The sequence below is a fragment of the Sorangium sp. So ce281 genome (genome assembly GCF_051527395.1).
In the GTDB taxonomy this organism is placed as follows: domain Bacteria; phylum Myxococcota_A; class Polyangia; order Polyangiales; family Polyangiaceae; genus Sorangium; species Sorangium cellulosum_B.
Map to the genome: position 1 here is coordinate 5,387,259 of NZ_CP150322.1, position 25,932 is coordinate 5,413,190.

At 70.7% G+C, this 25,932-nt stretch carries 19 protein-coding genes; 9 read left to right on the forward strand and 10 right to left on the reverse strand.

From position 1 onward, the window contains the following. The first annotated feature begins 16 nt into the window (after positions 1–16). Together WMF27_RS20360 and WMF27_RS20365 are read left to right on the forward strand one after the other, a co-directional pair. On the forward strand, positions 17–814 hold the full coding sequence (locus tag WMF27_RS20360; RefSeq protein WP_437767228.1) for a hypothetical protein: 798 nt from the start codon (positions 17–19) through the stop codon (positions 812–814). A gap of 120 nt (positions 815–934) precedes the next feature. Beyond that, complete coding sequence (locus WMF27_RS20365) at positions 935–1,879, forward strand: bifunctional methylenetetrahydrofolate dehydrogenase/methenyltetrahydrofolate cyclohydrolase (RefSeq protein WP_437767227.1); 945 nt, start codon at positions 935–937, stop codon at positions 1,877–1,879. 55 nt (positions 1,880–1,934) lie between these two features. Here the strand turns inward: WMF27_RS20365 and WMF27_RS20370 are convergent, their stop codons facing one another. From WMF27_RS20370 to WMF27_RS20380, 3 genes are all read right to left on the reverse strand, one after another. After that, positions 1,935–3,548: a protein kinase domain-containing protein gene (locus tag WMF27_RS20370; RefSeq protein WP_437944405.1), complete on the reverse strand. Its 1,614-nt coding sequence runs from the start codon at positions 3,546–3,548 to the stop codon at positions 1,935–1,937. 175 nt (positions 3,549–3,723) lie between these two features. Continuing rightward, positions 3,724–4,545 (reverse strand): hypothetical protein, encoded by an 822-nt coding sequence (locus tag WMF27_RS20375; RefSeq protein ID WP_437767225.1) that lies wholly within the window; start codon positions 4,543–4,545, stop codon positions 3,724–3,726. A gap of 161 nt (positions 4,546–4,706) precedes the next feature. Next, on the reverse strand, positions 4,707–5,693 hold the full coding sequence (locus WMF27_RS20380; RefSeq protein WP_437767224.1) for an Rpn family recombination-promoting nuclease/putative transposase: 987 nt from the start codon (positions 5,691–5,693) through the stop codon (positions 4,707–4,709). A 498-nt stretch (positions 5,694–6,191) separates the two neighbouring features. Here WMF27_RS20380 and WMF27_RS20385 point away from each other — a divergent pair, with 498 nt between their 5' ends. After that, complete coding sequence (locus WMF27_RS20385; RefSeq protein ID WP_437944407.1) at positions 6,192–9,854, forward strand: hydantoinase B/oxoprolinase family protein; 3,663 nt, start codon at positions 6,192–6,194, stop codon at positions 9,852–9,854. Between the two features lie 77 nt (positions 9,855–9,931). Here WMF27_RS20385 and WMF27_RS20390 read toward each other — a convergent pair whose 3' ends face one another. The 4 genes from WMF27_RS20390 to WMF27_RS20405 all read right to left on the reverse strand — a co-directional run bounded on the left by WMF27_RS20390 (position 9,932) and on the right by WMF27_RS20405 (position 16,069). Beyond that, positions 9,932–11,671: a hypothetical protein gene (locus WMF27_RS20390; protein WP_437944408.1), complete on the reverse strand. Its 1,740-nt coding sequence runs from the start codon at positions 11,669–11,671 to the stop codon at positions 9,932–9,934. Between the two features lie 257 nt (positions 11,672–11,928). Beyond that, a complete protein-coding gene (locus tag WMF27_RS20395) occupies positions 11,929–13,203 on the reverse strand; it encodes a hypothetical protein (RefSeq protein WP_437944410.1) in 1,275 nt (424 codons plus the stop codon). A gap of 120 nt (positions 13,204–13,323) precedes the next feature. Further along, positions 13,324–14,397, reverse strand: a complete 1,074-nt coding sequence (gene uxuA, locus WMF27_RS20400; RefSeq protein ID WP_437944412.1) for a mannonate dehydratase — start codon at positions 14,395–14,397, stop codon at positions 13,324–13,326. Between the two features lie 70 nt (positions 14,398–14,467). Beyond that, a complete protein-coding gene (locus WMF27_RS20405) occupies positions 14,468–16,069 on the reverse strand; it encodes a pectinesterase family protein (RefSeq protein WP_437944414.1) in 1,602 nt (533 codons plus the stop codon). A gap of 185 nt (positions 16,070–16,254) precedes the next feature. Between WMF27_RS20405 and WMF27_RS20410 the strand changes: the two genes are divergently transcribed. Together WMF27_RS20410 and WMF27_RS20415 are read left to right on the forward strand one after the other, a co-directional pair. Further along, the gene (locus WMF27_RS20410) at positions 16,255–18,999 is read left to right on the forward strand and encodes a bifunctional acetate--CoA ligase family protein/GNAT family N-acetyltransferase (protein ID WP_437944416.1); all 2,745 of its coding nucleotides are present in this window, start codon (positions 16,255–16,257) and stop codon (positions 18,997–18,999) included. 184 nt (positions 19,000–19,183) lie between these two features. Further along, complete coding sequence (locus tag WMF27_RS20415) at positions 19,184–20,170, forward strand: protoglobin domain-containing protein (RefSeq protein ID WP_437767217.1); 987 nt, start codon at positions 19,184–19,186, stop codon at positions 20,168–20,170. Between the two features lie 146 nt (positions 20,171–20,316). Here WMF27_RS20415 and WMF27_RS20420 read toward each other — a convergent pair whose 3' ends face one another. After that, positions 20,317–20,478: a hypothetical protein gene (locus WMF27_RS20420; protein ID WP_437767216.1), complete on the reverse strand. Its 162-nt coding sequence runs from the start codon at positions 20,476–20,478 to the stop codon at positions 20,317–20,319. A gap of 489 nt (positions 20,479–20,967) precedes the next feature. Between WMF27_RS20420 and WMF27_RS20425 the strand changes: the two genes are divergently transcribed. The 4 genes from WMF27_RS20425 to WMF27_RS20440 all read left to right on the forward strand — a co-directional run bounded on the left by WMF27_RS20425 (position 20,968) and on the right by WMF27_RS20440 (position 23,388). Continuing rightward, positions 20,968–21,495 carry a hypothetical protein gene (locus tag WMF27_RS20425; RefSeq protein ID WP_437767215.1) on the forward strand — a complete coding sequence of 176 codons (528 nt, stop codon included), beginning with the start codon at positions 20,968–20,970 and terminating at the stop codon, positions 21,493–21,495. Positions 21,496–21,631: 136 nt separating this feature from the next. Further along, entirely contained in the window at positions 21,632–22,021 is a 390-nt protein-coding gene (locus WMF27_RS20430) for a hypothetical protein (protein WP_437944419.1), read from the forward strand. Between the two features lie 105 nt (positions 22,022–22,126). Continuing rightward, entirely contained in the window at positions 22,127–23,248 is a 1,122-nt protein-coding gene (locus WMF27_RS20435) for a hypothetical protein (RefSeq protein ID WP_437944421.1), read from the forward strand. Then, positions 23,245–23,388, forward strand: a complete 144-nt coding sequence (locus WMF27_RS20440) for a hypothetical protein (RefSeq protein ID WP_437767212.1) — start codon at positions 23,245–23,247, stop codon at positions 23,386–23,388. The genes WMF27_RS20435 and WMF27_RS20440 overlap by 4 nt, the downstream gene beginning before the upstream one ends. Positions 23,389–23,514: 126 nt before the next feature. On the opposite strand, the gene WMF27_RS20445 is transcribed toward WMF27_RS20440, so the two are convergent. Together WMF27_RS20445 and WMF27_RS20450 are read right to left on the reverse strand one after the other, a co-directional pair. Next, positions 23,515–23,772 (reverse strand): serpin family protein, encoded by a 258-nt coding sequence (locus tag WMF27_RS20445; RefSeq protein WP_437769828.1) that lies wholly within the window; start codon positions 23,770–23,772, stop codon positions 23,515–23,517. Positions 23,773–23,838: 66 nt separating this feature from the next. Continuing rightward, a complete protein-coding gene (locus WMF27_RS20450) occupies positions 23,839–25,602 on the reverse strand; it encodes a CotH kinase family protein (RefSeq protein WP_437944423.1) in 1,764 nt (587 codons plus the stop codon). Positions 25,603–25,932 lie beyond the last annotated feature (330 nt).

Below are 25,932 nucleotides of genomic sequence, written 5' to 3' on the forward strand. Positions count from 1 at the left end.
CGCCGAGGAGGGGATCATGCAGATCGACTTCGAGATGCCCGTGATGGCCGACGGCGGCCTCGATGCGGGCGTGCTCGACCGCGTCCTGGTCGACCGGGAGCGGGGCGTGCTGACCCACGTGGTGCTCCGTTCTCCGCTGGCGAGCGAGGAGCTGCTGATCTCGATGGATCTCGTGCAGGGAACGGCGGACGGGCACCTCCGCTTACGGCCCGGCCGGGACGAGCTCCTGGCGCTGCCTCGGTACTACGAGGGGCGGACGACGGCGCAGCCGCCGGGGCGCGTCGATACCTCGCTCGTGCCGCAGCCGCCCGAGCGGAGGCAGGAGCTGGAGGAGGCGCTCGGGGTCACGGACGATACGGTCGAGCTCGGCCCCGACACGCGGGTGATGACCGCCGACGAGGCCGAGGCGCAGCTCGTGGGCATCGGCGCGAACGATCCTGGCAACGACATCTCGCGGATCCGCGTGCGCGGCCCCGCGGGCGCCGAGGCCGACTTCCCCGCGTCCTGGATCGACGTGATGCGCGAGGACGTGGTGGCGCTGAAGGTGACCCGGGACGATATCTTGCGCTCTCGTCCGGCGCCCAGACGCCGGGACGGAAACCTCGCGAGCCTCGAGGGGCTCTCGGGCATGGGCGGACGCGACGGCGACACGCCCGAGGAGGTGTTCGGAGCGAATTTCGTCGATGAGCTGCGCGGCAAGGGCGGTATGCTCCTCCGCGTGCCCGGCGCCGGCAGCCCCGCCGAGGCCGAGAGCAACCGCGTGGCGGCGCCCGTGGTGGAGGAGGGCCCGGAGCGGCGGTCCTCCTCGCGATGAGCCCGTGAGCCAGGCACGGCGGCTCTCCGGAGAGATGGAGTTTCCGAGAGGTGGAGTTGAGATCGTCGCCCCGCCGGAAACTTGACACCGATGCTCGCGCGTGCTCGTCTCCGCCCCAGGATGGACCCTCACCACATTCCGCCGAGCCCGGGCACGCGCACGGCCAGCGTCCTCGATCCGACCGCGGTGGCGGAGACGTTCCGCAGCGAGATCCGGGCGGAGCTCGCGGCGCTGCCCGAGCCGCTGGTCCTGGTCGGTGTGCTCGCGGCGGATCACGGGCCGTCGTACACGTACGCGGAGTACACGCGCAAGGCGTGCGAGGACGTGGGGGTCCGCTTCGAGATCCGCCACGCGACGCGGCTCGACGCCGAGGAGGCCATCCGCGCGGCGAACGAGGACGCGCGCGTGCATGGGATGATGGTGTATTACCCGATCTTCGGCACGGAGCAGGACGTGTACTTGCGGGACAGCGTCGATCCCGCGAAGGACATCGAGGGGCTCCACACGTTCTGGGCACGTTGCCTGTACCAGAACCAGCGCTTCCTGGACGAGGCGAAGACCAGGAAGGCGATCCTGCCGTGCACGCCGCTGGCCATCCTCAAGCTGGTCGAGGCGGCCGGCTTCTTCGATGAGGGGGAGCGGCCGCTCGAGGGCCGGCGCGTGTGCATCTTCAACCGGAGCGAGGTCGTCGGGAGGCCACTCGCGAGCATGATGGCGCACGACGGAGCCCACGTGACCTCGTTCGACATCGATGGTCCGTTGCTCTTCGTGCCCAGCTCCTCGGGCGACATGCACGAGGTGCGCGAGACGACGGTGGACCGGACCACCGCGCTGCGGCAGGCCGACATCGTGGTGACCGGCGTGCCCTCGCGGAGCTTCCCGGTCGTGCAGGGCGCCGAGATCCGCGAGGGCGCCCTCTGCATCAACTTCTCCACCTTCAAGAACTTCAGCGACGATATCCAGAGCAAAGCGAGCGTGTTCGTGCCCCGCGTCGGCCCCATGACGGTGACGATGGCGATCCGAAACAGCCTGCGGCTCTACAAGAACACCCACCCGGGCGGGTGAGCTCGCTCGCAGCGACGCGCGCGAGCGCACGGGCTCCTCGCTGCGCGGCGGCTGGTCACATGTGGTCGGTGGGATCGTCCCGAGGGATCCGGGGCCTCGGGGGCAGCGGCGCCCGTTTTCTGGCGGACGACGACGGCGCCGGCGGCGCGCGCACGGGCGCGGGCGCGCTGGTCTGCGCCTCGGAGGCCGAAGGCGCGCCCGGCGCGGCCGTCGCGCTGTGGGAGGGCGGCGGCGGAGGCTCCGTTGACGCGGTAGACGGCGCGGCGGCGGACAGCGCGGACGCGGCGGCAGGCGAGGCCGCCGGGTCGGGCTGCGACGTCGGTTCGCCGCCGGGCGCGGGGGCGCGAAGGACCGCATAGGTGACGAGCCCCAGGGCGAGCGCGCCGGCGCCCAGGGCCAGCGAGATCCTGGCGCGGCGGCCGTCGGCGTTCGTCGGGGCGAGCGTACTTCCGGCCGACGTCAACGTGCTGACGGCCTCCTGGAACGCCGGCGCAGCGCCCTCCGAGGCGCCGCGGCTCGGAGCGCCGTGGAAGGGGGGCCCTGCTTCGTTTCGCAGCGTCGGCAAGGACGCGCTGGAGGCGGCGCCCATCGTGCCGGGGCTCGGAGGGCTCGCCGCATCTGGACGCGCCCCGATCGCATCTGGACGCGCCCCGATCGCATCTGGACGCGCCCCGATCGCATCTGGACGCGCCCCGATCGCATCTGGACGCGCCCCGATCGCATCTGGGCTCGCGGCCATCGTGCCGCCGCGGACGACGAGCAGCGGAGACGCCCCCTCCGCGGGAACCGACGGCTGGAGAGGTCGGGGCGCCGACCCCGCCGCGGAGGCCGCCACGCCGAACGCCTCGGCGAGCTCGCTCGCGCCCTGGAACCGATGCGCCGGGTCGCGCGCGAGCGCCCGCGAGAAGAACCCATCCACGGCGGGCCCGAGCTCCGGCACGACGCCGGACGCGAGGGGGACGTCCTCCGTGCAGATCGCCACGAACACCTCGCCGATCTCCTCGCCCGGGAACGGGAGGCGGCCGGTGAGGCAGCGATAGGCGATCACGCCGACGGACCAGAGATCGCTGCGCCAGTCGAGGGTCTTGCTGCGGCGCACCTGCTCGGGGCTCATGTAGTAGGGCGAGCCGACGAGCGTGCCTGTCTTCGTCTCGTTGCCGGCCAGCAGCGTGCCCTGGGCCTTGGCGATCCCGAAGTCGAGGACCTTCACGAGCTCGTCCTCGTCCTGCCGCGAGAGAAAGAGGTTCGCGGGCTTGAGGTCGCGGTGGACGATCCCCATCTCGTGCGCGCGGCGCAGGGCCTTGCACACCTGCGTGACGATGCCGAGCGTGGCCGCCGTGGAGAGGCGCCCCTCCCGCCCGAGCCGCGTCTCCAGATCCTCGCCGTCGAGGAGCTCCATCACGAGGAAAGGCGTGTCGCCCTCGAGCCCATAATCGTGCACGTGCACGACGTTCGGTATCTTGAGCTGCGCCGCGGCCCTCGCCTCGCGCTCGAAGCGCGCCCGCGCGGTGGACGAGGCAGCGTACTCGGGCGCCATGAGCTTGACCGCGACCGTGGCGTCGAGCTGGAGGTGCCGGGCCACCCAGATCGAGCCCATCCCGCCCCGCGCGAGCACCCGCTCGAGGCGGTATCTTCCGGCGACGACGCTGCCTTCTGCGAGCGAATTCATGAGCCTCGGCCTCTCGCTGGGGACGCGCACCCCAGGGGCTCGGAGTCGAGCAGCCGGGACGCCTCGCGCCCAACGAAGCAAACGACGGAGCCCACCGCAACAGGATCCGACCCGGGCCGCGCGCCGCGCCCTTTCGCCTCGACCGGATCGCCGCGCTCGCGGCGCCGCGCGCCGCCTACTTGCGCCTCGGCCGTGTCGCCGAGCTCGCGGCGTCGCGCGCCGCCGTCGCAGGGGCGCCTCGCCCGGCGCCGTGCGGCGCGCGCAGATCGCTCGCGCGCGCCCGCCGCGCGGGAGGGCTGCCCTGCGACGTCAGCGCCTCCAGGGCGGCGCGCAGCTCGGCGCGCACGTGCGGGCCGAGGAGCTTCTCCGCCATGGCGCTCAGGCGTCCTGCGAACGCGGCCATGATGCAGCCCGCGCGCTGGTCGTCGCGCTCCGGGGCCCCCGAGCGCCGGTAGTGCCGCGCGTAGTCGCCCGTGATCGCCCCGAGATCGCCGCCGACGTGGACCGCCTGCCGCATGAAGAGCCGCGCCGCGCGCTCGTTGGTGATCTGCGGCATCTGCGCCAGGGTCAGGGCCACCTCGGTCCTGCCCACGGCGAGCAGCATGGAGACCACCCGCTGGCGCGCGAGCTCGACGAGCCGCGGCGCGAGGGTGTGCTCGTCGAAGACGTAAACGTTCGCCGGCACGAGCGCTTCGCCTTCCGTGCCGAGCTCGCTCAGGAACGCGTTCAGCACCGGCGAGCGCGTCGGCGCGGCGTGCGCGTACTCCCGCGCGCCGCCCGCGTTCGACCTGCCGCCCGGCGGCGACGGGAGCGGGCCGGCGGCGGGCTTCGCGCGCGGCCCGGGTCGCGCTGACCGCACCCCTCGTGACCGCTCGAAGTGCCGCTCCGCGCTCCCCGCGCGCTCGTTCTCCGCGGCAGCGTCCGTCGCGCCGAGCAGCGCGGCCAGGCCCGCCGCGTGGGCGGCGGTGACGTGCGGAGGAGGTTGTTTGCTGGACATTCGAGCAGATCCTCTCGCTTCGAGAGCTGCTCGAGCGCTTATCACGCCGCACGAACGGTTGTACAGCGCTGAACGCCGGTTCCCGAGCGGGCGTACGCGGCCATGGGGTCGTGGCGAGGCGGCGCCCCCCTTGCGCGCGGCCGGCGACGCGCGCCTCAGCCTCAGGGCTCGCTCAGCACCGCCGCGAGCGTCGGCGCGGTGAGCACGCGCTCGGACCATCGATCGAGCACCGCGATGTCGGCGGCGTTGACCCGCGCCACGGCGTCGTCGGGCAGCGCGCCGAACCGCGCGCCGAGCACTTTCAGCAGCATGTGGCGGCGCCCCTCCCGCAACCCCTCCCGCAACCCCTGCTGTCTGCCGCGCTCCATCAGTTGATCGGCTGCCGACACGATCTCCTCCTTCCAGGGCTCTCCCGCCGCGGCCAGGAGCCGCTGCAGGACCTCGTCCGCCTCGTCGCGCTCGTTCGTCGCCAGAATGTACCGCCATATCGCCCGCAGCGCCTCCACCCCGTTCGGCGCGCGCCGCACCTCGTTCACCAGGTCGAGCCACTTCCCCAGCTGCCGGAGCAGCTCGTCCGGCTCCCGCCCGTGCCGCAGGCACCACAGCACCAGCCGCGAGAACGCGCTCATCGCCCGCGCCTTCAGCGCCTCGTCTCCCTCCTGGCTGATGTCGTCCAGCACGAACCGGAACCGCGGCACATGGTCGGCCATCACGGCCCGCGCGCCCTCGTCGACCTCGAGCAGGTCCTCGAAGGACGTCGCCGCGGTCCATCCCGTCTCGCTGTGGTGCAGCACCACCGGCAAGATCGCCGGCAGGAGCTTCGACCCCGGGTGCTCCGCCAGGTGGTGCTCCCAGATCCGCACCATATACCGGAGGAGCCGGAACGCCATCAGCGGCTCCACCGTGCTCTGGTGCTCGCACAGGAGATACAGGAGCACGCGGGCTTCGCCCATCGACGCCGAGAAGAGCAGATCGCTCTGTCGCTCTTTCAACGCCTCATCCACGAAGCTCCCGGGGCGAAGCCGCAGCGCCGCGAAGTCGATCCGCGCCGAGAGGGCGGGCGGCAGCGCTTGCCTCAGCTCACCCGCCGCGTGCTCGACCTGGGAAAAGGCTGCCTTGAACAGCGCATCATGCGCGTTGATCTGCATGGGTCGGGCAGCACCATGCCTCATGCGCGCGTCACAGACACCATTTCTTCGACAAGCTCTTTTGCGAATGAATCAGAACGGCTCTCCGTAATCCATGCTCGCGCGACGCACCGTCCTTCGTGAGCATCCTGTCGCACACGACCTCGATCGACTTGTCGATCTCGGCGACGGAGAGCCGGGCCACCAGCGAGCGGACCGGCGCGCTGCTACGGCGCGAACGTGGCCTCGCAGACGAACGTGAACATCCACGCGCCCGGCGGCTGCCAGAGGAGCGAGGCCACGGGGAGCGGGCCGACGGCAAGGACCTCCATCAAGCCGAGATGCCAATTTTACGTACAGGACAGCAATTCCCGGGACGCTGCGAGCTTCCAGCGGCGTGGGCGGGGCCGCCCTCCCGACGGTTGAAGATTGTTCAATGAAAACTTAGTCTTGCCGCCCTTCGGCGGGCAGGACGGCGCGGAGCGCGGCGGAGGAGGCGGCCGGCAAGGAGTGGGTTCCATGACCTCGACCTCGCACAAGTGGCAGTTCTGGATCGATCGCGGAGGCACGTTCACGGACGTCGTGGCCAAACGGCCGGACGGCTCGCTCACCACCGCCAAGCTCCTGTCGGAGAACCCCGAGCAGTACGCCGACGCGGCGGTCGAGGGGATCCGCCGCCTGCTCGGCCTCGCGCCCGATCAGGTCATCTCTCCCGCCGAGGTCGAGTGCGTGAAGATGGGCACCACGGTCGCCACGAACGCGCTGCTCGAGCGCAAGGGGGACCGCACCGTGCTGGTCACCACGCGCGGCTTCCGCGACGCGCTGCGCATCGGCTACCAGAACCGCCCTCGCCTGTTCGATCGCCACATCGCGCTGCACGACCTGCTCTACGAGCGCGTGGTCGAGGCCCGCGAGCGCGTCGGCGCGCGCGGCGAGGTGGTCCAGCCGCTCGACGGCGAGGCGCTGCGCGGCCCGCTCTCGGAGGCGTTCGAGGCCGGGATCCGCGCCTGCGCGATCGTCTTCATGCATGGCTACCGGTTCGCCGCGCACGAGCGGCGGGCGGCCGAGATCGCGCGCGAGGTCGGGTTCACCCAGGTCTCCGCGTCGCACGAGGTGAGCCCGCTGATGAAGCTCGTCTCGCGCGGCGACACCACGGTGGTCGACGCGTACCTGTCGCCCATCCTGCGCCGCTACGTCGAGCAGGTGGCCGGCCAGATGCCCGGCGTGCCGCTCTACTTCATGCAGTCGAGCGGCGGGCTGACGCTGGCCGGCCGCTTCCAGGGCAAGGACGCGATCCTGAGCGGCCCGGCGGGCGGCATCGTCGGCATGGTGCGCGCCGCGCTCGCGGGCGGGCACGAGAAGGTGATCGGCTTCGACATGGGCGGCACCTCGACCGACGTGTCGCACTACGCCGGCGAGCTCGAGCGCGCCTTCGAGACGCAGGTGGCCGGCGTCCGGATGCGGGCGCCGATGATGAGCATCCACACCGTGGCCGCGGGGGGCGGCTCGCTCCTCGGCTTCGACGGCGCGCGGCTGCGCGTCGGGCCGGAGTCGGCGGGCGCGAGCCCGGGGCCCGCGTGCTACCGCCGCGGCGGGCGGCTGGCCGTCACCGACGCGAACGTGATGCTCGGCAAGATCCAGCCGGAGTTCTTCCCGCACGTGTTCGGCCCGGGCGCCGACGCGCCGCTCGACCGCGAGGTCGTCGAGCAGCGCTTCCGGGCCATGGCGGCCGACGTGCAGCGCGACACGTCGCGCCCGATCACGCCGGAGCAGCTGGCCGAGGGCTTCCTGCAGATCGCCGTCGCGAACATGGCCAACGCGGTGAAGAAGATCTCGGTGGCGCGCGGCCACGACGTCACCCAGTACACCCTGCAATGCTTCGGCGGCGCCGGCGGCCAGCACGCGTGCGCGGTGGCCGACGCGCTCGGCATGCGCCGCGTCTTCGTCCACCCGCTCGCGGGGGTCCTGTCCGCCTACGGCATGGGCCTCTCGGACCAGAGCGCGATCCGCGAGGCGGCCGTGGAGCGGCGGCTCGACGAGGCGGGGCTCTCCGCGGCGCGCGAGGCGCTCGCGCGCATCGGCCGCGACGCGGAGGCCGAGCTCGTGGGGCAAGGGTTCTCGCCGGAGCGGGTGCGGCTCGTCCGGCGCGTCCACGTGCGCTACGAGGGCACCGACACCGCCCTCGTCGTGCCCGACGGCGACGCGGAGGCGATCCGCGCCGCGTTCGACGCGGCCTACCGCAGGCGGTTCGCCTTCCTGATGCCGGACAAGGCGCTCGTCCTGGAGAGCGTCTCCGTGGAGGCGATCGGGCCGGGCGAGGCCGCCGACGAGCGGCCCGCGGAGGCGCGCCCGCACCGCCCCGAGGCCGACGCCCGGGCGCGGATGTACGCCGAGGGCGCGTTCCACGACGCGGCGCTGTACCGGCGCGAGCGGCTCGGGCGCGGCGCGGTGATCGACGGGCCGGCCATCGTCGCCGAGGCCAACGCGACGACCGTTGTCGAGCCGGGATGGCGGGCGGAGATCACCGCGCTCGGCCACATGGTGCTCACCCGGGTGGCGCCGCGCCCTGAGCGGCGCGCGGTGGGCACCGAGGTCGACCCGGTGATGCTGGAGGTGTTCAACAACCTGTTCATGAACATCGCCGAGCAGATGGGCCTGCGGCTCCAGAACACCGCCCACTCGGTCAACATCAAGGAGCGGCTCGACTTCTCGTGCGCGCTGTTCGACGCGGAGGGCAGCCTGATCGCGAACGCGCCGCACATGCCGGTGCACCTCGGCTCGATGGGCGAGTCGATCAAGACCGTGATCGCGCGCAACCCCGGGATGAAGCCGGGGGACGTCTACGCGCTCAACGATCCGTACCGCGGCGGCACCCACCTGCCGGACGTGACGGTGGTCACGCCGGTGTGGGACGAGGCGGGCGCTCGCGTGCTGTTCTACGTGGCGTCGCGCGGCCATCACGCGGACATCGGCGGCGTCACGCCGGGCTCGATGCCGCCGTTCTCCAGGGCGATCGAGGAGGAGGGCGTCCTGCTCGACAACGTGAAGCTGGTCGAGGCCGGGCGGCTCCGCGAGGCGGAGCTCCTGGCGCTGCTCGGCGGAGGGCCGTACCCGGCGCGCAACCCGCAGCAGAACCTGGCCGACCTGCGCGCGCAGATCGCGGCGAACGAGAAGGGCGCGCAGGAGCTCGCCGCGATGGTGGCGCAGTTCGGCCTCCCGACGGTGCAGGCCTACATGAAGCACGTGCAGGACAACGCCGAGGAGAGCGTGCGCCTCGCGATCGCGCGGCTCGACCCGGCGCTCCTGCACGACGGGCGCTTCTCGCTGCCGCTCGACAACGGCGCGACGATCGAGGTGGCCCTCCGGATCGACCGGGAGCGCCGCGCCGCGGTCGTGGACTTCACCGGCACGTCCGGGCAGACGGAGAACAACTTCAACGCGCCCCGCGCTGTGACGATGGCCGCCGTGCTCTACGTCTTCCGCACGCTCGTGGACGACGACATCCCGCTCAACGCGGGCTGCCTGAAGCCGATCGAGGTCGTGATCCCGGAGGGCTCGATGCTGAGCCCGCGCCCGCCGGCCGCGGTGGTGGCGGGCAACGTCGAGGTGTCGACCTGCGTCACGAACGCGCTCTACGGGGCGCTCGGCGTGCTCGCGAGCAGCCAGCCGACGATGAACAACTTCACGTTCGGCAACGAGCGGCTCCAGTACTACGAGACGATCTCGGGCGGCTCGGGGGCGGGCATCGAGATCGGCGGGAGCGGCGGCGGCCGTGGCACGCGCGCCGGGCGCGGCTTCGCGGGGACGAGCGTCGTGCAGACGCACATGACGAACTCGCGCCTGACGGATCCGGAGGTGCTGGAGCATCGGTTCCCGGTGCGGCTGGATCGCTACGAGATCCGCGAAGGCTCCGGCGGGGCCGGGCGCTTTCCGGGCGGGAACGGCGGCACGCGCGCCGTGCGCTTCCTGGAGCCGATGACGGCGTCGATCCTGTCGAACGGGCGCTCGACGGCCGCGTTCGGCCTGGCGGGCGGGGAGGCGGGCGCGCCAGGGCGCAACCTGGTGGTGCGCGCGGACGGCTCGGTCGAGGTGCTGGGGCACATCGGATCGGTCGAGATGGGGAGCGGCGATGTGTTCGTGATCGAGACGCCGGGGGGCGGCGGGTACGGGGCGCCCGCCTGAGGGAGTACTGGCACCGTGGGAGGTGCCCGTCGCTGGCGGCGAGCGGCGGGCGGGTGGCTCATCGGGCCCGCATCAGCTCACGCTTCGACGGGCTCGGGGCTCCGACCGACGGCCAGCGCAGCGAGCCGCAGCCCGAATGCCTCGTACCGATCGCGCGCCGCCTGCGGCATGCCGAGCGCCTCGAGGCACGCGCCTTCGCGCTCGGGCCATGGCAGCGCGTGGTAGATGCGCCGGGCGCGACCGACGAGGTCGCGGCGCCCGGTGCCGCGCCCGATGCGCAGGAGCACCGCGGACTGCACGAGGACGCTTCCCGATCGAGCGAAGGCTGCCTCGAGCGCCTCCTCGGCATCGGCAACCGCTGCGCCGCGTTGGACCGCGTACCAGAGCCGGAGACCGGCGATCCACGCTGCCTCGCCCGGGAGCTGGTGAGCCACCGCCGCGCGGGCGGCGTCGTCCAGCAACGCATCGAGCCGCTCGACCGAACCGGACCGGAGCGCCGCGATGGCGATGCGGCGCATGCACGCCGCGATAAGCTCGGGCGCGCCCGCACGCGCGAACGCTAGCGCACGCTCGGCCGCCTCCGCGGCTGCCTGTTCCGATCCGACGCGTGCGAAGAGGTTGTCCGCTGCGAGCAGCTCCGCCTCGATCCGCGACCACGGAGGGGTCGCGGGCGCGATCGCGGCGACCCGCGAAATGAGCGCCGCGAGGGCGGCGTCCATGAGATCGAGGCTCCGTTCTTCGAGGAGCCCGGCGCGCACGGCGCGCCAGACCCACCCGGCGCTGGCGCGGGCGCGGGTGAGCGCACCGGAGAGATCGCCGTCGGCCGCGGTCACGTCGGCGAGTTCCTCGATGCCACGAAATGCGGCGAGCTCCCCCTGCGAACGGCGGACGTTCAGGCGAAGCTCGTCGGCGTGCTCGGACTTGATGGAGGCAATGACGTCGACAGCGGCCCCGAGCTCCCCCTGGCGGAGGAGGAGCGCGGAGAGCCTCAGAGCGAACGAATGGATCCAGAAGCGGGTCCCCGCCTGCGCGGTCTGACGCAGGCAGTCCTGGAGCTTGTGCGTCGCCTCCTTCCAGCGCCCTTCTTTGCTCAGGAGAACCGCTTCCAGCCTGTGAATGAAGAGGCGATTCTCGGTCGCGAACCAGGCTATTTGCGCCTGTCCGAACGCGTCACGCGCTCCCCGCACGTCCTCGCGGTCAAGGTAGGCGTCCGCCAGCACGATGAGTTGTCGTGTGACGAGATCCAGATTGCGCGGGACCGCCTGCTCTGCGGCATCGAGGGCCTCGCGCACCGCGGCGATCTCGCTGCCGTAGTAGTCCGAGAGCTGCGCGAGGATGTTGGTGTACTCCTTGCTGAACTCCTCCCGCACCGGCCCGAGTATGCGCAGCGCCTCCTGCACGTGGATGCGACGCTCCTGCTTGGTGGCACCATCGGCGCGGTGCTCGTGGAGCGCTGCCAGCACCAACCGGTCGCGCGCCGAGAGCCGTTTCTTCCGCTCCAAGAGCGCGATCCCGCGGTCGAATGCACGGTGCCCGTCATACAGACGATTCTGCATGAGCAGTTCTTCTCCGAAGGTCAGCAGCGCAGCGGGCGAACGCTCGTTGGCGATCTGGAGCTCGACGTCGGGCTCAGGCTCCCGCGAGGGCTCGAGCTCGATGGCCTCCTGAGGTTCGATGAGGGCGACGGCGTCGCGGATCGAGTAGCAGTCCGGCGCCTCCCGCACGAAGCGCTGAAACGCCTCTAGGCCGCGCAGGCGCAGCAGGAAGCGGCATCTCCGGCTGAGGAGCTTGTCGCGGTTGAGGTTCAGCGCCAGCATCGCGTCCGCCGCGGGCTCGCCGATGTGCAGAAAGACGACGCCCTCGCCCGCGGCAGCAGGCGAGTCGAACATCTGCACGACATCGCCGCCGGTCTCGAGCGTGAACTCGCCGCTCGCCTCGACGCCGATCGCGCTGCGCACGAGCGGCCAGGCCGCGTCGTCGGCGACGACGATCACGAAATGCCCCCGTCGCAGCGCGGCCTGGAGGCCGCGGAGCTGTTGCTCGTCCGCTCGCCGCAGCTTCCGCACGACCCGGCTCACGCCTTGTCCAGCCACTCCCAGAGCATCGGCGCCACCTCCCACCAGATGCCGTCGTGGTTGTGCTCGATCACGACCGATCGCCGGGCATATTCGAGCTGTCCGGCATCGGCCAGCTCGTGCACCTCGCGTATGGCGCGGAGCGCCTCCTTGTCCTTGGGATAGAGCGTGGCGATGAACCTGGTCTTCTCCTCCGTGAGCGTGTCCTCCCACGCGATCTCATCGACGTGATCCTGACCGTAGAGCTGCGCCTGGATGATCGCGAACCGCAGGAGGTTGAAGAAGTCCCGCACGACCCCGCCGGAGTACAGGGCGGCTTCGCGGACGACCTCGGCGTCGAACAGCCCAGGGCCGACGCGCGCGTCGAAGATGCTCCGCATGACGGCGACGCCGGTCGGGTCCTCGGCGTTGGTCGGGTCCAGGGCGTTGGTCTTGCGCAGCACCTGGATCGGACGCAGGTGATTGACGTTTCTTCCGAGGGTGCCGCCCGGACCGCCGAAGGTGACGGAAGGAGGCACCGTGAGCAGGATGGGGACGTGCGGCGCGAGGAGCGCGCCAAGGTTGGTGTCGAATATCTCGGTGAACTGCCCATTCGATCGGAGCTTCTCGAGGTCGTCGACGACGATGAGCACGCGGTGCGGGAGGCCAGCGTGCACCAACGCCGTTCCGATATCGTCGACGAGGGCGTCGATGAGCTCGACGAGCACGCTCCCCTGGGTCTCGGCGAAGCCGCGGAACTCGCGGCGTCGGCCCTGCTCCACGGCGAGCTCCTGGCTGAGCTTGACGAAAAAGAGGTCGAAGCTCAGGCCGAACTTCCCGCCCTTCGCCACGAGCCCGGTCGGGCTGTAGAGCGCGGCGTCGATCCGCTGCAGCATGCCAAGCCACCGGTCCGACCGCTCGAACTTCACCAGCGTCTTGTCGGCGCTCGCGCGCGCGTAGAGCCGCGCCGCGATCAGGAACAGGAGCTCGTGTGAAGCGAGACTCGGCTGATGCTCCGGCTCGATATCGAACGCGACGACGTAAAAGCGCCGCTGGATGTCGGGATCGGCGAGGAGCCGCTTGAGCTCCGTGCTCTTGCCGCTGCCGATGTGCCCCGACAGGAAGAAGCGGTCCCGCTCGCTCGACTTGAGGAGCTGGCCTCGCAACCGCGCGAGCGGGGGCAGCTGGCGCCCTCTGCCGACCGGGATTGTGGTCTGCACGTAGAGCGGGTCGTCGGGACCGAGCGCCTTGAGTTCGAGGGCTTGGTAGGCGTCGTCGAGGGTCGTAGCAGGCACGGTGCCGACACTCTAGCCTCCGCCGCGCGGGAAGTGAAAGGTTGCCATCGGCGATCGGCGTCCGCGACGGACCGGCCCAGTCGAGGCCGGTGCCCCCGCCTCCCCTACCCGCTCACCCGCTCATCCAGGGGCAGGCGCCTTGGCAGCGGGTCCGGGCGAGAGCTTGCACGTGGCCTCCCACAGACCATTGAGGTACACGAGGCCCAGCGCGCGGTCGTACAGGCCATACCCCGGCTTGCCGGTCTCGCCCCAGATCATGCGGCCGTGATCCGGGCGCACATAGCCGTCGAAGCCGACGTCATGATACGCCTTCACGATGGCGGCCATGTCGAGCGAGCCCTCACAGGACAGGTGGGCGGATTCGAAGAAGGTGCCGTCCTCCTGGACCGCCACGTTGCGCAGGTGCCCGAAGGGGATGCGGCCCATGCCGCCGAACTCGCGCACCAGCGACACGATGCTGTTGCACAGATCGGCGCCCAGCGAGCCGGAGCACAGCGTGATGCCGTTGGCCGGAGAGTCGACGGTCTTCACGAGGCGCATCAGGTCGTCGCGGTTCTTGACGATGCGCGGCAGGCCGAAGATCGGCCGGGGTGGGTCGTCCGGGTGCATGGCCATCCGGACGCCGACCTCCTCGGCGACCGGGATGATGCGCCGGAGGAAGTGCGTGAGGTGCTCCCAGAGCGCGTCTTCGCCGACGTTCCTGTACTCGTCGAGGACGGCGCGGAGCTGCTCCGGCTTGTAGCTCGAGTCCCAGCCGGGCAGCGAGATGCCTTGTTCCGGGTCGATCTCGGCCACCGCCCCGGCGTCGAAGGCCAGCGTCAGCGAGCCGTCGGGCAGCTCCCTGGCCATCTCGGTGCGGGTCCAGTCGAAGACCGGCATGAAATTGTAGCAGATCACCTTCACGCCGGCGGCCGCGCAGCTGCGGATGTTCTGGCAGAAATTGTCGATCAGCCGCGCGCGGGTCGGCTTGCCGAGCTTGATGTCCTCGTGCACCGGCACGCTCTCCACCACCTCGAACCGGAGCCCGGCGCCCTCGACGCGCGCCCTGAGCGCCTGCAGCCGCTCGACCGGCCACACCTCGCCCACCGGCACATCGTAAATAGCCGAGACGATGCCGTAGATGCCCGGGATCTGACGGATGTACTCGAGCTTCACGGGGTCGTTCTCGCCGTACCAGCGAAAGGTCATCTTCATCGTTTCGGTCCTCCCAGCGTCACGGGTCATCCCGTGCAGAGCTCAGGGGTCGAGGCGCCGCGCGGCCGCCTCAGCGCGGAGGGGCCCAGCCGCCGAGCACGATGGCCGGATCGCGCATCATCGCCGCTTGCGCCGCGGAGATCTGCGTCGATCCGGCGATACGCCCGCTGGTGTCGATGAGGCGTCCATCCGCGTCCCGGCTCTGGTACTCCCAGAAGCGGAGGGTGCGCGGAGGAGACCCGCCCGTGATCGTCCACCCCGCCCGCGAGATGTGGCTGCCGAGCGTGCAGTTGACGTACGCGACGTGGCTCGCCGGATACTGGCTCACGTCGATCCTCGCCAGCGTGTTCCCCGTGATGCCGGCGTCGCTCGTGATGCGCGAGTCGACGAAGACATAGCCGTAGCCAGCGTCGCCGTTGCGCGCCTGGACGTTGTAGCCGGATCGACCGACCGTCTTGATCTCGCACCGGTTGAAATACGCCGCGCCCGTGCCCCACACGAAGTCGACGTTGCCGGCGATCATGCAGTTGTCCGCGTAGAGGCGCCCGGACCAGAGCAGCGTGTCCTGGAGGCTCAGGATGTCGGCGTCGCGCACGACGCACCTGTCGCAGTCCTGGAGCCGCAGCGCCTCCGCCTGGGAGCCGCCCTGCGGCGTCAGGTTGTGGATGGTGAGGTTCTCGATGATCAGGTCGCTCACCTTGTCGGCGCCGACGAGCGCGCGCCCCCTGGTGCTCGGGTTCAGGTTGTTGTTGTTCGTGCCCGAGAGGACCGTGCCTTTGCGATCGGCCCCGCGCAGCGTGATCTTGTGCTTGTTCTCGAAGTAGACGACGCCGTGGTGGGTCCCGCGCTGAACGGTGATGAGCACGCTGTCCCTGTTGTTCGCCGGGACCGCGTCGAGCGCTCCTTGCACCGAGCAGAAGTCGCCGGAGCCGTCGAGCGCCACCTCGAGCGACGCGACGCTCGATGGGCCCGCGCCCGCCGTGTCGAAGCGCCACGCCGTCGCGTCCGCGATCGCGAACGAGCCGCCGCCCGGGGGGACGACGGCGCCGGGGTCGACCGTGACGTAATAGGACTGGCCGTAGTCGAGCGCGCGCGACGGCAAGGACACGACGGCATCGTTGCCGTCCACGTACACCGGGCGAGGTACGTTGAACGTCCGGCCGCCGATCGTGGCGGTCACGGTCATCGAGGCCATGTCGACCGTCGCGACCGCCGCGCCCGGCCGGGCGGCGTTGAACACGCGAACGGCGCCCGCGCGGCCCAGCGTCGGCGCGCCGGGGAACGTGATGCGGAGCGGCGGATCCGGGCACAGCCCCCGGGCGCCCGGCGCGGGGAACAGGGCGCTCACGCCGGCAGGGAGGTCGACCGGATCCGCGCCGCCGTCGCCCTGGCTCGCGCCCGTGCCCTCGCCGCCGCCGGCCGCGCCGGCGCCGCCCTCTCCCGCGCCGCCCGATGCGGCGCTGCTGGTCGACCCGCCGCCGCCCGACGCCGCGCTGCTGGTCGACCCGCCGCCGGTCGCTCCGCCGCTGGTCGAGGCGCCGCTGGTCGAGGCGCCGGCGGTCGAGGCGCCGCTGGACGCCTCGGCGCTTGTGGCGTCCGCCGTCTCGGCGCCCTCGCAGGCGATCGAACACAGACCGAGGAGCCCGAAGAGAAAAAGTCGAGAGCGGATCATGGCGCCGCGCAGGGTATCAAGGCGCTGCGCGGCCTGGCAAACTGCGCACAGGGCACGGAACGTGCCCCCTGCTCTGTTCGCAGAGACTCCCCATGCACCAGGGCCGGCCGTGTGGCACGACGGCCATCGTCGTTCCCGCGCAATGACGCCTGGTGCGTCCGCCCCATCACCCCTCGAGGAGCTTCATGGCTGACTCCGTACCCATGACCGACCGCGCCCACGATGTCCTTCGTCAGGAGCCTCAGAGCCTCGACCCCATCTTCAGGCCGCGGAACGTCGCGGTCGTCGGCGCGACCGAGAACAGCGGCGCCGTCGGCCGCACGCTCCTCTGGAACCTGATCAGCAACCCGTTCGGCGGCACCGTCTATCCGGTGAACCCGAAGCGGCAGAGCGTCCTCGGCATCAAGGCCTATCCGAGCATCGCGGCCGTGCCGGCGAAGGTGGATCTCGCGGTCCTCGTCACGCCGGCCGCGAGCGTGCCGGGCCTCATCGGCGAGTGCGTGGACGCCGGCGTCCCCGGCGCGATCATCATCTCGGCGGGATTCAAGGAGATGGGCCCCCCGGGCGTCCAGCTCGAGCAGCAGATCATGGAGCGCGCCCGCGGGAGGATGCGCATCATCGGCCCGAACTGCCTGGGCGTCATGAACCCGATCGGCGGGCTCAACGCGACGTTCGCGAAGGGGCAGGCGCGGCCGGGCAAGGTCGCGTTCATCAGCCAGTCCGGCGCGCTCTGCACGGCGGTGCTCGACTGGAGCCTCCAGGAGCAGGTCGGCTTCAGCGCGTTCGTCAGCGTCGGCTCGATGCTCGACGTCGGCTGGGGCGACCTGATCGACCACCTCGGCAACGACCCCAAGACGAGCAGCATCCTCATCTACATGGAGTCGATCGGCGACCCGCGCGACGCGCGAGCGTTCCTGTCGGCCGCCCGCGAGGTGGCGCTCACCAAGCCGATCATCGTGATCAAGCCGGGCCGCAGCGAGGCGGCGGCGAAGGCGGCCGCCTCGCACACCGGCTCGCTCACCGGCTCGGACGAGGTGCTCGACGCGGCGTTCCGGCGCGTGGGCGTGCTGCGCGTGAACGACATCGCGGACCTGTTCTCCATGGCCGAGACGCTGGCCAAGCAGCCCCGGCCCCGCGGCAACCGGCTGTGCATCGTCACCAACGCCGGCGGCCCGGGCGTGCTGGCGGCGGACGCGCTCGTCGCGAACGGCGGCGAGCTGGCGCCGCTCTCGCCGGAGATCCTTGGCGAGCTGAGCGGCTTCCTCCCCGCCGCGTGGAGCCGCAGCAACCCGGTCGACGTGCTCGGCGACGCCGGCGCCGATCGCTACGCGAAGGCCCTGGAGATCTGCGCGAAGGACCCGAACAACGACGGCGTGCTGGTCATCCTCACGCCGCAGGACATGACCGAGCCGACCCAGACCGCCGAGGCGCTGCGCAAGCACGCGCACGTCGAGGGCAAGCCGGTCCTCGCCAGCTGGATGGGCGGCGCGGAGGTGGAGGCGGGCAAAGCCATCTTGAACCGCGCCGGGGTCCCGACGTTCGAGTACCCCGACACCGCCGCTCGCGCGTTCTGCTCCATGTTCCGCTACGCGTACGCCCTCCGGGGGCTCTACGAGACCCCGAGCACGGACGAGCGGGCGCTGAACGTCGATCGCGAGAGGGCCAGGGAGCTCATCGCCGGCGTCCGCGCGTCGGGGCGGACGCTCCTGGATGAGGTGGAGTCGAAGCAGCTCATGGCGGCGTACGGCATCCCGACGGTGCCGACGGCCGTCGCGAGGAGCGCGGACGAGGCCGTGGCCACGGCCAGGGAGATGGGGTATCCGGCCGTACTCAAGCTGTACAGCGCGACGATCACCCACAAGACCGACGTGGGCGGCGTGAAGCTCGATCTGCGCGACGACGACGCCGTGCGCAGGGCGTTCGAGGAGATCCAGGAGAGCGTCTCCCGGCGGGCCGGCGCGCAGCACTTCCAGGGCGTGACGGTCCAGCCGATGATCTCGCTGAAGGACGCGTACGAGATCATCCTCGGCAGCTCGATCGATCCGCAGTTCGGCCCGGTGCTCCTGTTCGGGGCCGGCGGGCAGCTCGTCGAGATCTTCAAGGACCGCTCGCTCGGCCTGCCGCCGCTCAACGCGACGCTGGCGCGGCGCATGATGGAGCAGACGAGGATCTACCGCGCGCTGAAGGGCGTGCGCGGCCGCAAGCCCGTGGACCTCACGGCGCTCGAGCACCTGCTCGTGAGGTTCTCGCAGCTCGTGATCGAGCAGCGATGGATAAGCGAGATCGACATCAACCCGCTCTCCGTGAGCGCGGAGGGGGCCATCGCCCTCGACGCCCGCGTCGTCCTGCACGCGCCGGACACGCCGGAGTCCTCGCTCCCCAGGTCGGCGATCCGCGAGTATCCCACGCAGTACGTGACGGAGCTCAAGAGCAAGGACGGACAGGCGTTCACGATCCGGCCCATCCGCCCCGAGGACGAGCCGCAGATGGTCGAGTTCCACCAGAAGCTGTCCGAGCGGACCGTGCGGCTCCGCTATTTCTACCCGATGCAGCTCGACCTGCGCACCGCGCACGAGCGGCTGACGCGCGTCTGCTTCGCGGACTACGACCGCGAGATGGCGCTCGTCGTCGAGAAGCCGCCCGCGGCCGGCGCGCAGCGGCAGATCATCGGCGTCGGCCGGCTGAGCAAGCTGCCAGGCACGCGCGACGCGGAGTTCGCCCTGCTGATCAGCGACGAGCACCAGAGGCAGGGGCTCGGTTCACGGCTGCTCGGCCTCCTCGTCCAGATCGGCCGCGACGAGGGGCTCTCCCGCATCAGCGCCGACATCCTGGCCGACAACGTGGAGATGCAGCGCGTGGCGCAGAAGCTCGGCTTCCGGCTGACGCGCGAGATCGGGGACTCGACCGCGAGGGCGGAGCTGACGCTGTAGGCGCGCAGTCGCGGCCGACGCCGATCGCGTCTGCGAACCACGCACGCCTTGCGCGGCGTCGCAAATCTTGCACGTGATGAGGGCAGAACGAGCCGCCCAGCACTCGTCGAGAGGGAATACGACCGGGACGTATCTACTTTGGCCCGAAGCGTGCTATCGCCCTTTCTCCTCTCAAAGACCCATCATGGCCCAAGACAGAATATCGTCGCGACCGCTCGATCGCGAAATCGAGGATCGTCGCGCGTTTTTCCAGATCACCGACGAGGATCTCGCGTGCGTCGCGGCGCTGCGGCCGCACGCCGAGAAGCGCACCGAGAGGATCGTCGACGCGTTTTACGAGCTGTTGCTCGCCTTCGGGCCGACGCGCCAGCTCTTCCGCGACGGCGACTCCCTGCGCCGCGTGAAGCAGCTGCAACGCGAGTATTTCCTGGGGCTCTTCACCGGCAAGCTGGACCGGGCCTATGTCGAGCACCGGCTGCACGTCGGCGCGGCGCACGCGCGCATCGGCGTCGAGCCCACGTGGTACCTCGGCGCGTATCGCCGGTACATGCACCTCCTGCTCGAGGCGTTCTCCGAGGACATCGGAGATCCTGCAGAGGTGGTGCGCGCGTTCAAGAGCGTCCAGAAGCTGGTCTATTTCGACGTCTCCCTGGCGCTCGACGCGTACTTCTCCACGACGTTCGACGTGTTGAGGCGCCATGAAGCGTCGATCCGCGCGATGTCCACGCCGATCATCCGCGTCCACGACGCCGTGCTGCTCCTGCCCCTGGTCGGCGCCATCGACGATCAGCGCGCGCAGCAGATCATCGAGGCCGTGCTCCAGCGCGTGAGCGAGGAGCGAGCGCAGGTGCTCCTCCTCGACATCGCCGGCATCTCCACGGTGGACGCGCAGATCGCTCGACACCTGGTGAAGACCACGGCCGCCGTGCGGCTGCTCGGGGCCAGCGTGGTGCTCACAGGGGTCCGCGCCAGCCTGGCGAAGACCCTGGTCGAGATCGACGCGGACATGTCCGGAATGCACGCGGTCGGAGAGCTGGCCGCAGGGATCAAGCTCGCGCTCGATATCGTGGGCATGGCGATCATGCCCAAAGCAGAGCGCCAGCACACGGCGGAGCCGCCGGCGCGCGCCGCCGAGCAGGGCCGGCGGCTCGCGTCCGGCGGCGCGCGGTGATCCCGCGCCGGCGCGCCGCCACCGCGCGCTACGCGAGCTCCGCTTCTTTCGCGTAGACGGGATGTCGATGAGCGGCTCCTCGCTGAGCTCGTGCAGCGTCACCGCCACCGGCGACCGCCCGATGAGCTCCGGGATGAGCCCGAAGCTCACGAGCTCCTCCGGCTGGCCGGCGCCGAGCAGGTCGCCCAGATCGAGGGCCCTCCTCGACTTGAGTGAACCAGGACTTGCAGGTCGTCCGGGTGGTCGACGTGGAAGATCGCGTCCACGTCGGTCCACACCACAGCGCCGGCGACGATCACACGCGTCATTCCGCCATCCTACCCTCGAAGCGCGCGGAGCGGGAGCATCAGGAGGTACACACACCCGCCTGGCCCTCCCGGCGCAGTTGCCCGCCCGCCGAACCATCCCGCTCTGTGGGCGACCGCCTCGCCGAGCGTTCTCGCGGCGAATTCCGCCCCATCATCTCAACGAGCATGGGATCGAGAAGTCCCCCTCGAGCCACGCGTGCGCCTTGTGGTGCGGATGCGGTCACCTTCCCCGGCGAGCGGCAAGCCGGCGGCGATCCCCCACCGCGAGTTGCAAGCCGGCGGGACAGCTCACGGGGCGTGGTCGCGGCGGGCGGGCGGCGCCCTCGACGGCCCGGCGGCGACCGTGCTGGGCGGGGCCCCCTGGGGAGCTCTGGCAGAGATCGAACGAGCGGCTTCTGCGGGGGCGGGCTTCGTGTGCTATGCGGAACCGGGCCCGATGGAATAGACTGGGCCATCCAGCGCGCGTTGCCTGGCGAGGACGAATGGATCATGGAGAAGCCGGATCTCAGCACCAAGACTCCGGAAGAACTCATCACGCTGTTTTCCGATCCTGCTGCTCGAGTCTTTGCGACGCACCGAATGGCAGAGATGGGCGCACCGGCGCTGGCTGCCATACGATCGGTATTGGATGGCTCGGCGGTCAATCCTTTCGGGCATTCGTACCGGAGCTACGGGGAGGTCTACCGATGCGCTCTGATCTCCGCCCGATTCATGGGAGCGCAAGCCATCAGTCTAGAGCCTCTCCTGCGCGACGCCGCTCGCGATTCAACCGGAATTTGCTCGGCAGAAGCGATCCAGGCCCTCCGATGCATCGGCTGGAAGGACGACGAGACGCTATCCGTGCTTGATGAAGCGCTCGATCGAGACATGGACACGGCAGCCGAGGCCGTGATTGCGCTCGAGCACGCAGGAAAGGCTGATCATCCGGCGGTGGCGAACCGGCTGAGCTCATCTCCGCGCGCCAGGGAAATGATGGCCCGGTTTGGTCGCAGGAGCCGCCCCTGGCCAACGGAATAGCGCCTTCGCGGCGACCGAGAGGCGCTCGCGAATAGGCAGGTGTTCGCTTTGCAGGTCCAGAGAGCTAAAGCCAGGCGATCCCGGCGCCGTACCGCCTGAACGTGGAGGAGAGCCCTCTCCGAGCAGGAGGACGTCGATGGCAGACTCGCTCAACCCGTACCAGGACTTTGTCGCCTGCCACCCGAAGTTGCGGGAAGCGGTGTCTGAGGTCGTCGCCGACTGGGAGCCCGATTCGGCGCCCGCGACGGTCGTCTTCGGCCACATCGGGCGTGCGCTCGTCCAGCTTGAGTCCGACCTCGATGACACCACGCTTGATGAGGTCTCGCGGCTCGTGGAGCGCTCGCTGTCAGGAAGTGGCCCAGCGGCAGATGCGGTCGCGACGGGGCTCTTGGAGGCAATCTGCGCCCGCAGCGTCGATGCCCCTGCCGCCGTCGCGCGCGTCGTCTCTCATCTGGGACCCGATGCGCGCGCTTACATCCGCGCCTGGGATGCCTTCACCGGAACGACGACTCCGGGCGTCACGTAATCGTGTGAGCGGCCATGAATGGCGGGCACCGCGCTGCGCCGCCAGCGTCACCGCTTCACGCCACGAGCTCGCCTGTCAGCGGCGGTCGTGGTAGCGCTGCTCCTCATGCCGAAGGCCGCGCGCACGACGACGAAGATCGGGACGCGCTCCCCGCAGGGACGCCGTCGCGCCCGCGTCTACACGGCGTGGCACCCGGTGCTCGTCGCGCTCCTCGAGCACGTGCTGCCCGCGGGCTGGTATCAGTGCATCTCGGAGTTTCAGCTCGCGCGCGAGCCGCTCCGCGTCGACCTCGTCATCCTCCGGCGCCGGCGGCGCGGCGCCCCGCCCAGGCCGAGCCTTCTCACCAGCGTCGTGGGCGAGCTGGCCGAGCACACCCTCGTGCATTTCAAGGGGCCGACCGACGAGCTCGAACGCGACGACGCCCGCATGCTCCTCGCTTACGCGCTGCAGTACCTCGTCGTTGCAGAGATTGAGGACCCCTCCTCCGTCGCCCTCCGCGTGCTCGCGCCCCGCCTGACCCCGCGCTTCGTCGAGGCGCTGAGATCGCTCGGCTGCGCGCTCACGTCCACGGGACCGGGCACACACGAGGGTCGGCTCTGCGTCTTTCCGCTGCGGGTGGTGGAGACGGTGCCGGCGAACGCTCGCGAGGGCGACCATCTGCTGTACACTGTGACGCCTGGGATGGTCGCCGACCCCGGCGGGATCCCGGCGCTCTCCCCGGCGGAAATCACGGTGTTCTGGACGCTCCTGGAGCATGTCGAGCAGCTTCGACGTCCGCTCCCGGGGCAGAGGAAGCGGCACATGAAGGACGAAAAACGGGTGGTCGAGAGCTTCGAGAAGGTGCTCACGCGCCTCGTCGCGCGGGTGCCGCCCAAGCAGCGGCTCGCCGGGCTTGCCCCCGAGCAGCTACTCGCCGGGCTTGCCCCCGAGCAGCGCCTCGCCGGGCTCGCCCCCGAGCAGCGCCTCGCCGGGCTCGCCCCCGAGCAGCGCCTCGCCGGGCTCGCCCCCGAGCAGCGCCTCGCCGGGCTCGCTCCCGAGCAGCGCCTCGCCGGGCTCAGCGAGGCGCAGGCGGTGCTCGCCCTGCCGGACACGGTGCTCCGGGCATTGTCCGCGGAGTACATCGCGACGCTGCCTCGCGAGACGCAGGCGGCGATCCAAAAGCGCCTCGGGGCGGCCTCGCGGCGGCGGCCGGCGCGTCGGCGAAAGCCGCGCAGCCCTTCGAGATGACGCCTCGACGCCGGAATCGGCGTCGGCCGAGGCGTGTCTACCTGGGCGCGGGCGACCGGGGCAAGCTCCACGGCCTCCTGGGGAGCGTGAACGGGCTGTCGCTCCTCGTCAGCTTGCCGTACGCCGTGCTCGCTCATTGATTTTGCGGGCCTTGCAGCCCGTGGAGGGGATCAGCCACGGGGCGCGGCGCGGAGGCGGGCGCCCGGCTGCGCGAGGCGACCGCCGGGTGAGCCGCGCCCGCGCGCCGGACGCGCGGCCTCGCGGCGCTACGCCGACGGGTCGGCCACGCGGCCCACGAACAGGATCGCGCTCGTCGCGTTGTCCCGGATGAAGAAGAAGAACGGGCGATCGAAGCGGATGGCCGCGGGCTCAGGCGGCCCGCTCTCGTCGAGGGTCACCGCGGTCGCCGCCGCGGCCTCCGTGCCCGCCTCGTTCACGGAGACGAACGCCTTGTGGACCACGGCGGAGATGGAAAGGCTCCGCTGCCCGTCGATCCCCGAGAAATCCGCGGCGCCGAAGGCGATCGCAGGGACAGGGTTGACCCACTGTGGCGCAGGACTTTTTCGTCCTGTGCAGAGACGACTCGACCCTCACTGCTCGAGGTAGAGAGCGACCTCCGCTGTCCGTCCCTTGGCGTGGGCGATCAGCGTGCCAAGTCCGTTGTCAAAGTCCTCGGGCGTCGTGAGGTGCGTGTGCCCCTCGATCTCGCCCTCCGGCCCGACGACGTACGGCGCGATCAGGTCGTGCGCCGCCTTGAACCACGCCTCGGAAGCGGCCGCCTCGTACTCCTTGGCGGCGGCCTGCGCCACGTAGCCGCGGTAGACCTCCAGATAGACCGGATCGTCGAGCAAGAACCGGACGAGCGGCCATTGCTCGGTCACGTCGGCCATCGAGAGGGGCAGCGCCGTCAGCCCGATGGTCACGCCCGCGTCGGCGTCCGAGAACGCGAAGGTGTGATCCCAGGGGATCCACATGAACTGCCCGCCCTTGTTCGGGTCTGCGTAGAGATAGTAGTTGTGCGGCAGGCGGCCGTACACGTCCCAGTCCTCGACCACCGCGTTCAGCGCGAACCAGTGCAGGAAGCCGTCGACGTCGAGGCGCGCCTCGAGCCCCGCGCGCCAGGCGGCGGCGTCGGTGCGATCGGCGTGCAGCGCGTCGAACAGCGCCCGCGCGTCCGAGAGATCGGTGTCGTCCTCGTTGTTCTCCTTGACGATGGTGTCGGGGTCCCACGTCTCCCACCGCGCGCCCGTACCATCGGGCTTGTAGAGGTTGCCCTTGTGGCCGCCGAAATGGGTGTCGAGGAACGACTCGTCCGACGGGAGCTCGATGCCGGTGTACAGCCCGAAATAGACGGGCCCTTCCCCGTGATCGATGAAGACCCGGTAGAACGCGGTCGCGGGCGCAGGGATCCCCGCCTTGGCGAAGATGTCGGTGCCGATCTTCTCGCGCAGGAGCGAGGGATCCAGGTACCCGCTCGCGAACGACATCGAGTCGAAGCCGTAGAAGCGCTGATTCTTGATCTCGGGATACGCGTCCTCGAATCGGTCGAAGTTGAGGCGCAGCGGCAGCTTCCAGTTACCCGCGTTCCAGGGCAGGAGCAGGCTCGAGTTGCCCTTGAAGCGGATGCCGACGTGCTTCCACTGCCGATCCTCGGTGGCGACGTCGCACTCGACGTAGACCGGCGTGCGCGGGAGCAGCTCGACGCTGCTGACGAGCCCCGGATCGCCGCCCCCTCCGGGGCCGGCCGGCATGCAGGCCAGCTCGCCCTCGACGTCGGTGCACGTCCCCTCGGTCTCGGTCCCGAAGATGTCGATCGAGCAGCCGGCGTCCGCCGCGAGCCCCTCGCAGGCGTCGATCCAGTCCTGCGGCGGCGTGAATTCGTCGGGGTCCTGCGGGTTCGGCTGGCAGGTCAGGCCGCCGGCGAGCGCCGCGCACGTCCCCGCGGTGTCGGATCCGAAGAGCGAGATCGTGCAGGCGTCGCCGGCCACGAGACCATCGCAGGCCGCGACCCACTCCGGAGGTGGCATGAATGGACCGGCCTGCGAGCCGAACTCGCCAGCCATGTCCGTCATGTCGTCGACCATCTGCTGCCACTGCCCGGGCGTGATGGTGATGTCGATGCGGGCAACCCGGTCCTGCGGGAACGCGGCGGCGTAATCCGGCGGCTCCGTGGGGGCGCCGCCCGCCGCGCCGCCGCCGCCGCCTGCGCCGCCCGCGCCCTGCCCTCCGGTGCTGCTGCTCGCGCCGCCGCCCGTCCCGGTCGCGCCGGGGTCGTCGGACGAACCGCAGCCCACGAGAGGCGCGGCCGCCAACGTGGCGAAAGGCAACAGGCAACGAAGAATTCTCAAGATCATCGATCGCTCCTCAGCTCGCGTTTCGGGGCGATCTTATGTCAATTCTGCGTCGATCGCGTGACGAAACCTCGCGCCAGAAGCGTGCGGCATGCCGTCATCGGCCAGATCGGCCCGAGGCGCAGGGCTGGGGTATGGTGGAATTTTCCACATCAATCACAGAAGTTTTTTCCCTTCATGATGCAGCGTAGATCTCCACGTGGCGTGGAAGGAGGGCGGCGCAGGCGCGCCGCGCGCCCTCCCGCGACGAACGCGCAGGCCCCTCCGCTCCCCGAGGAGAGCAAGGTAGGTCGACATCGATACGGGAGGACGGCGAGAGCTATCGACTCGACG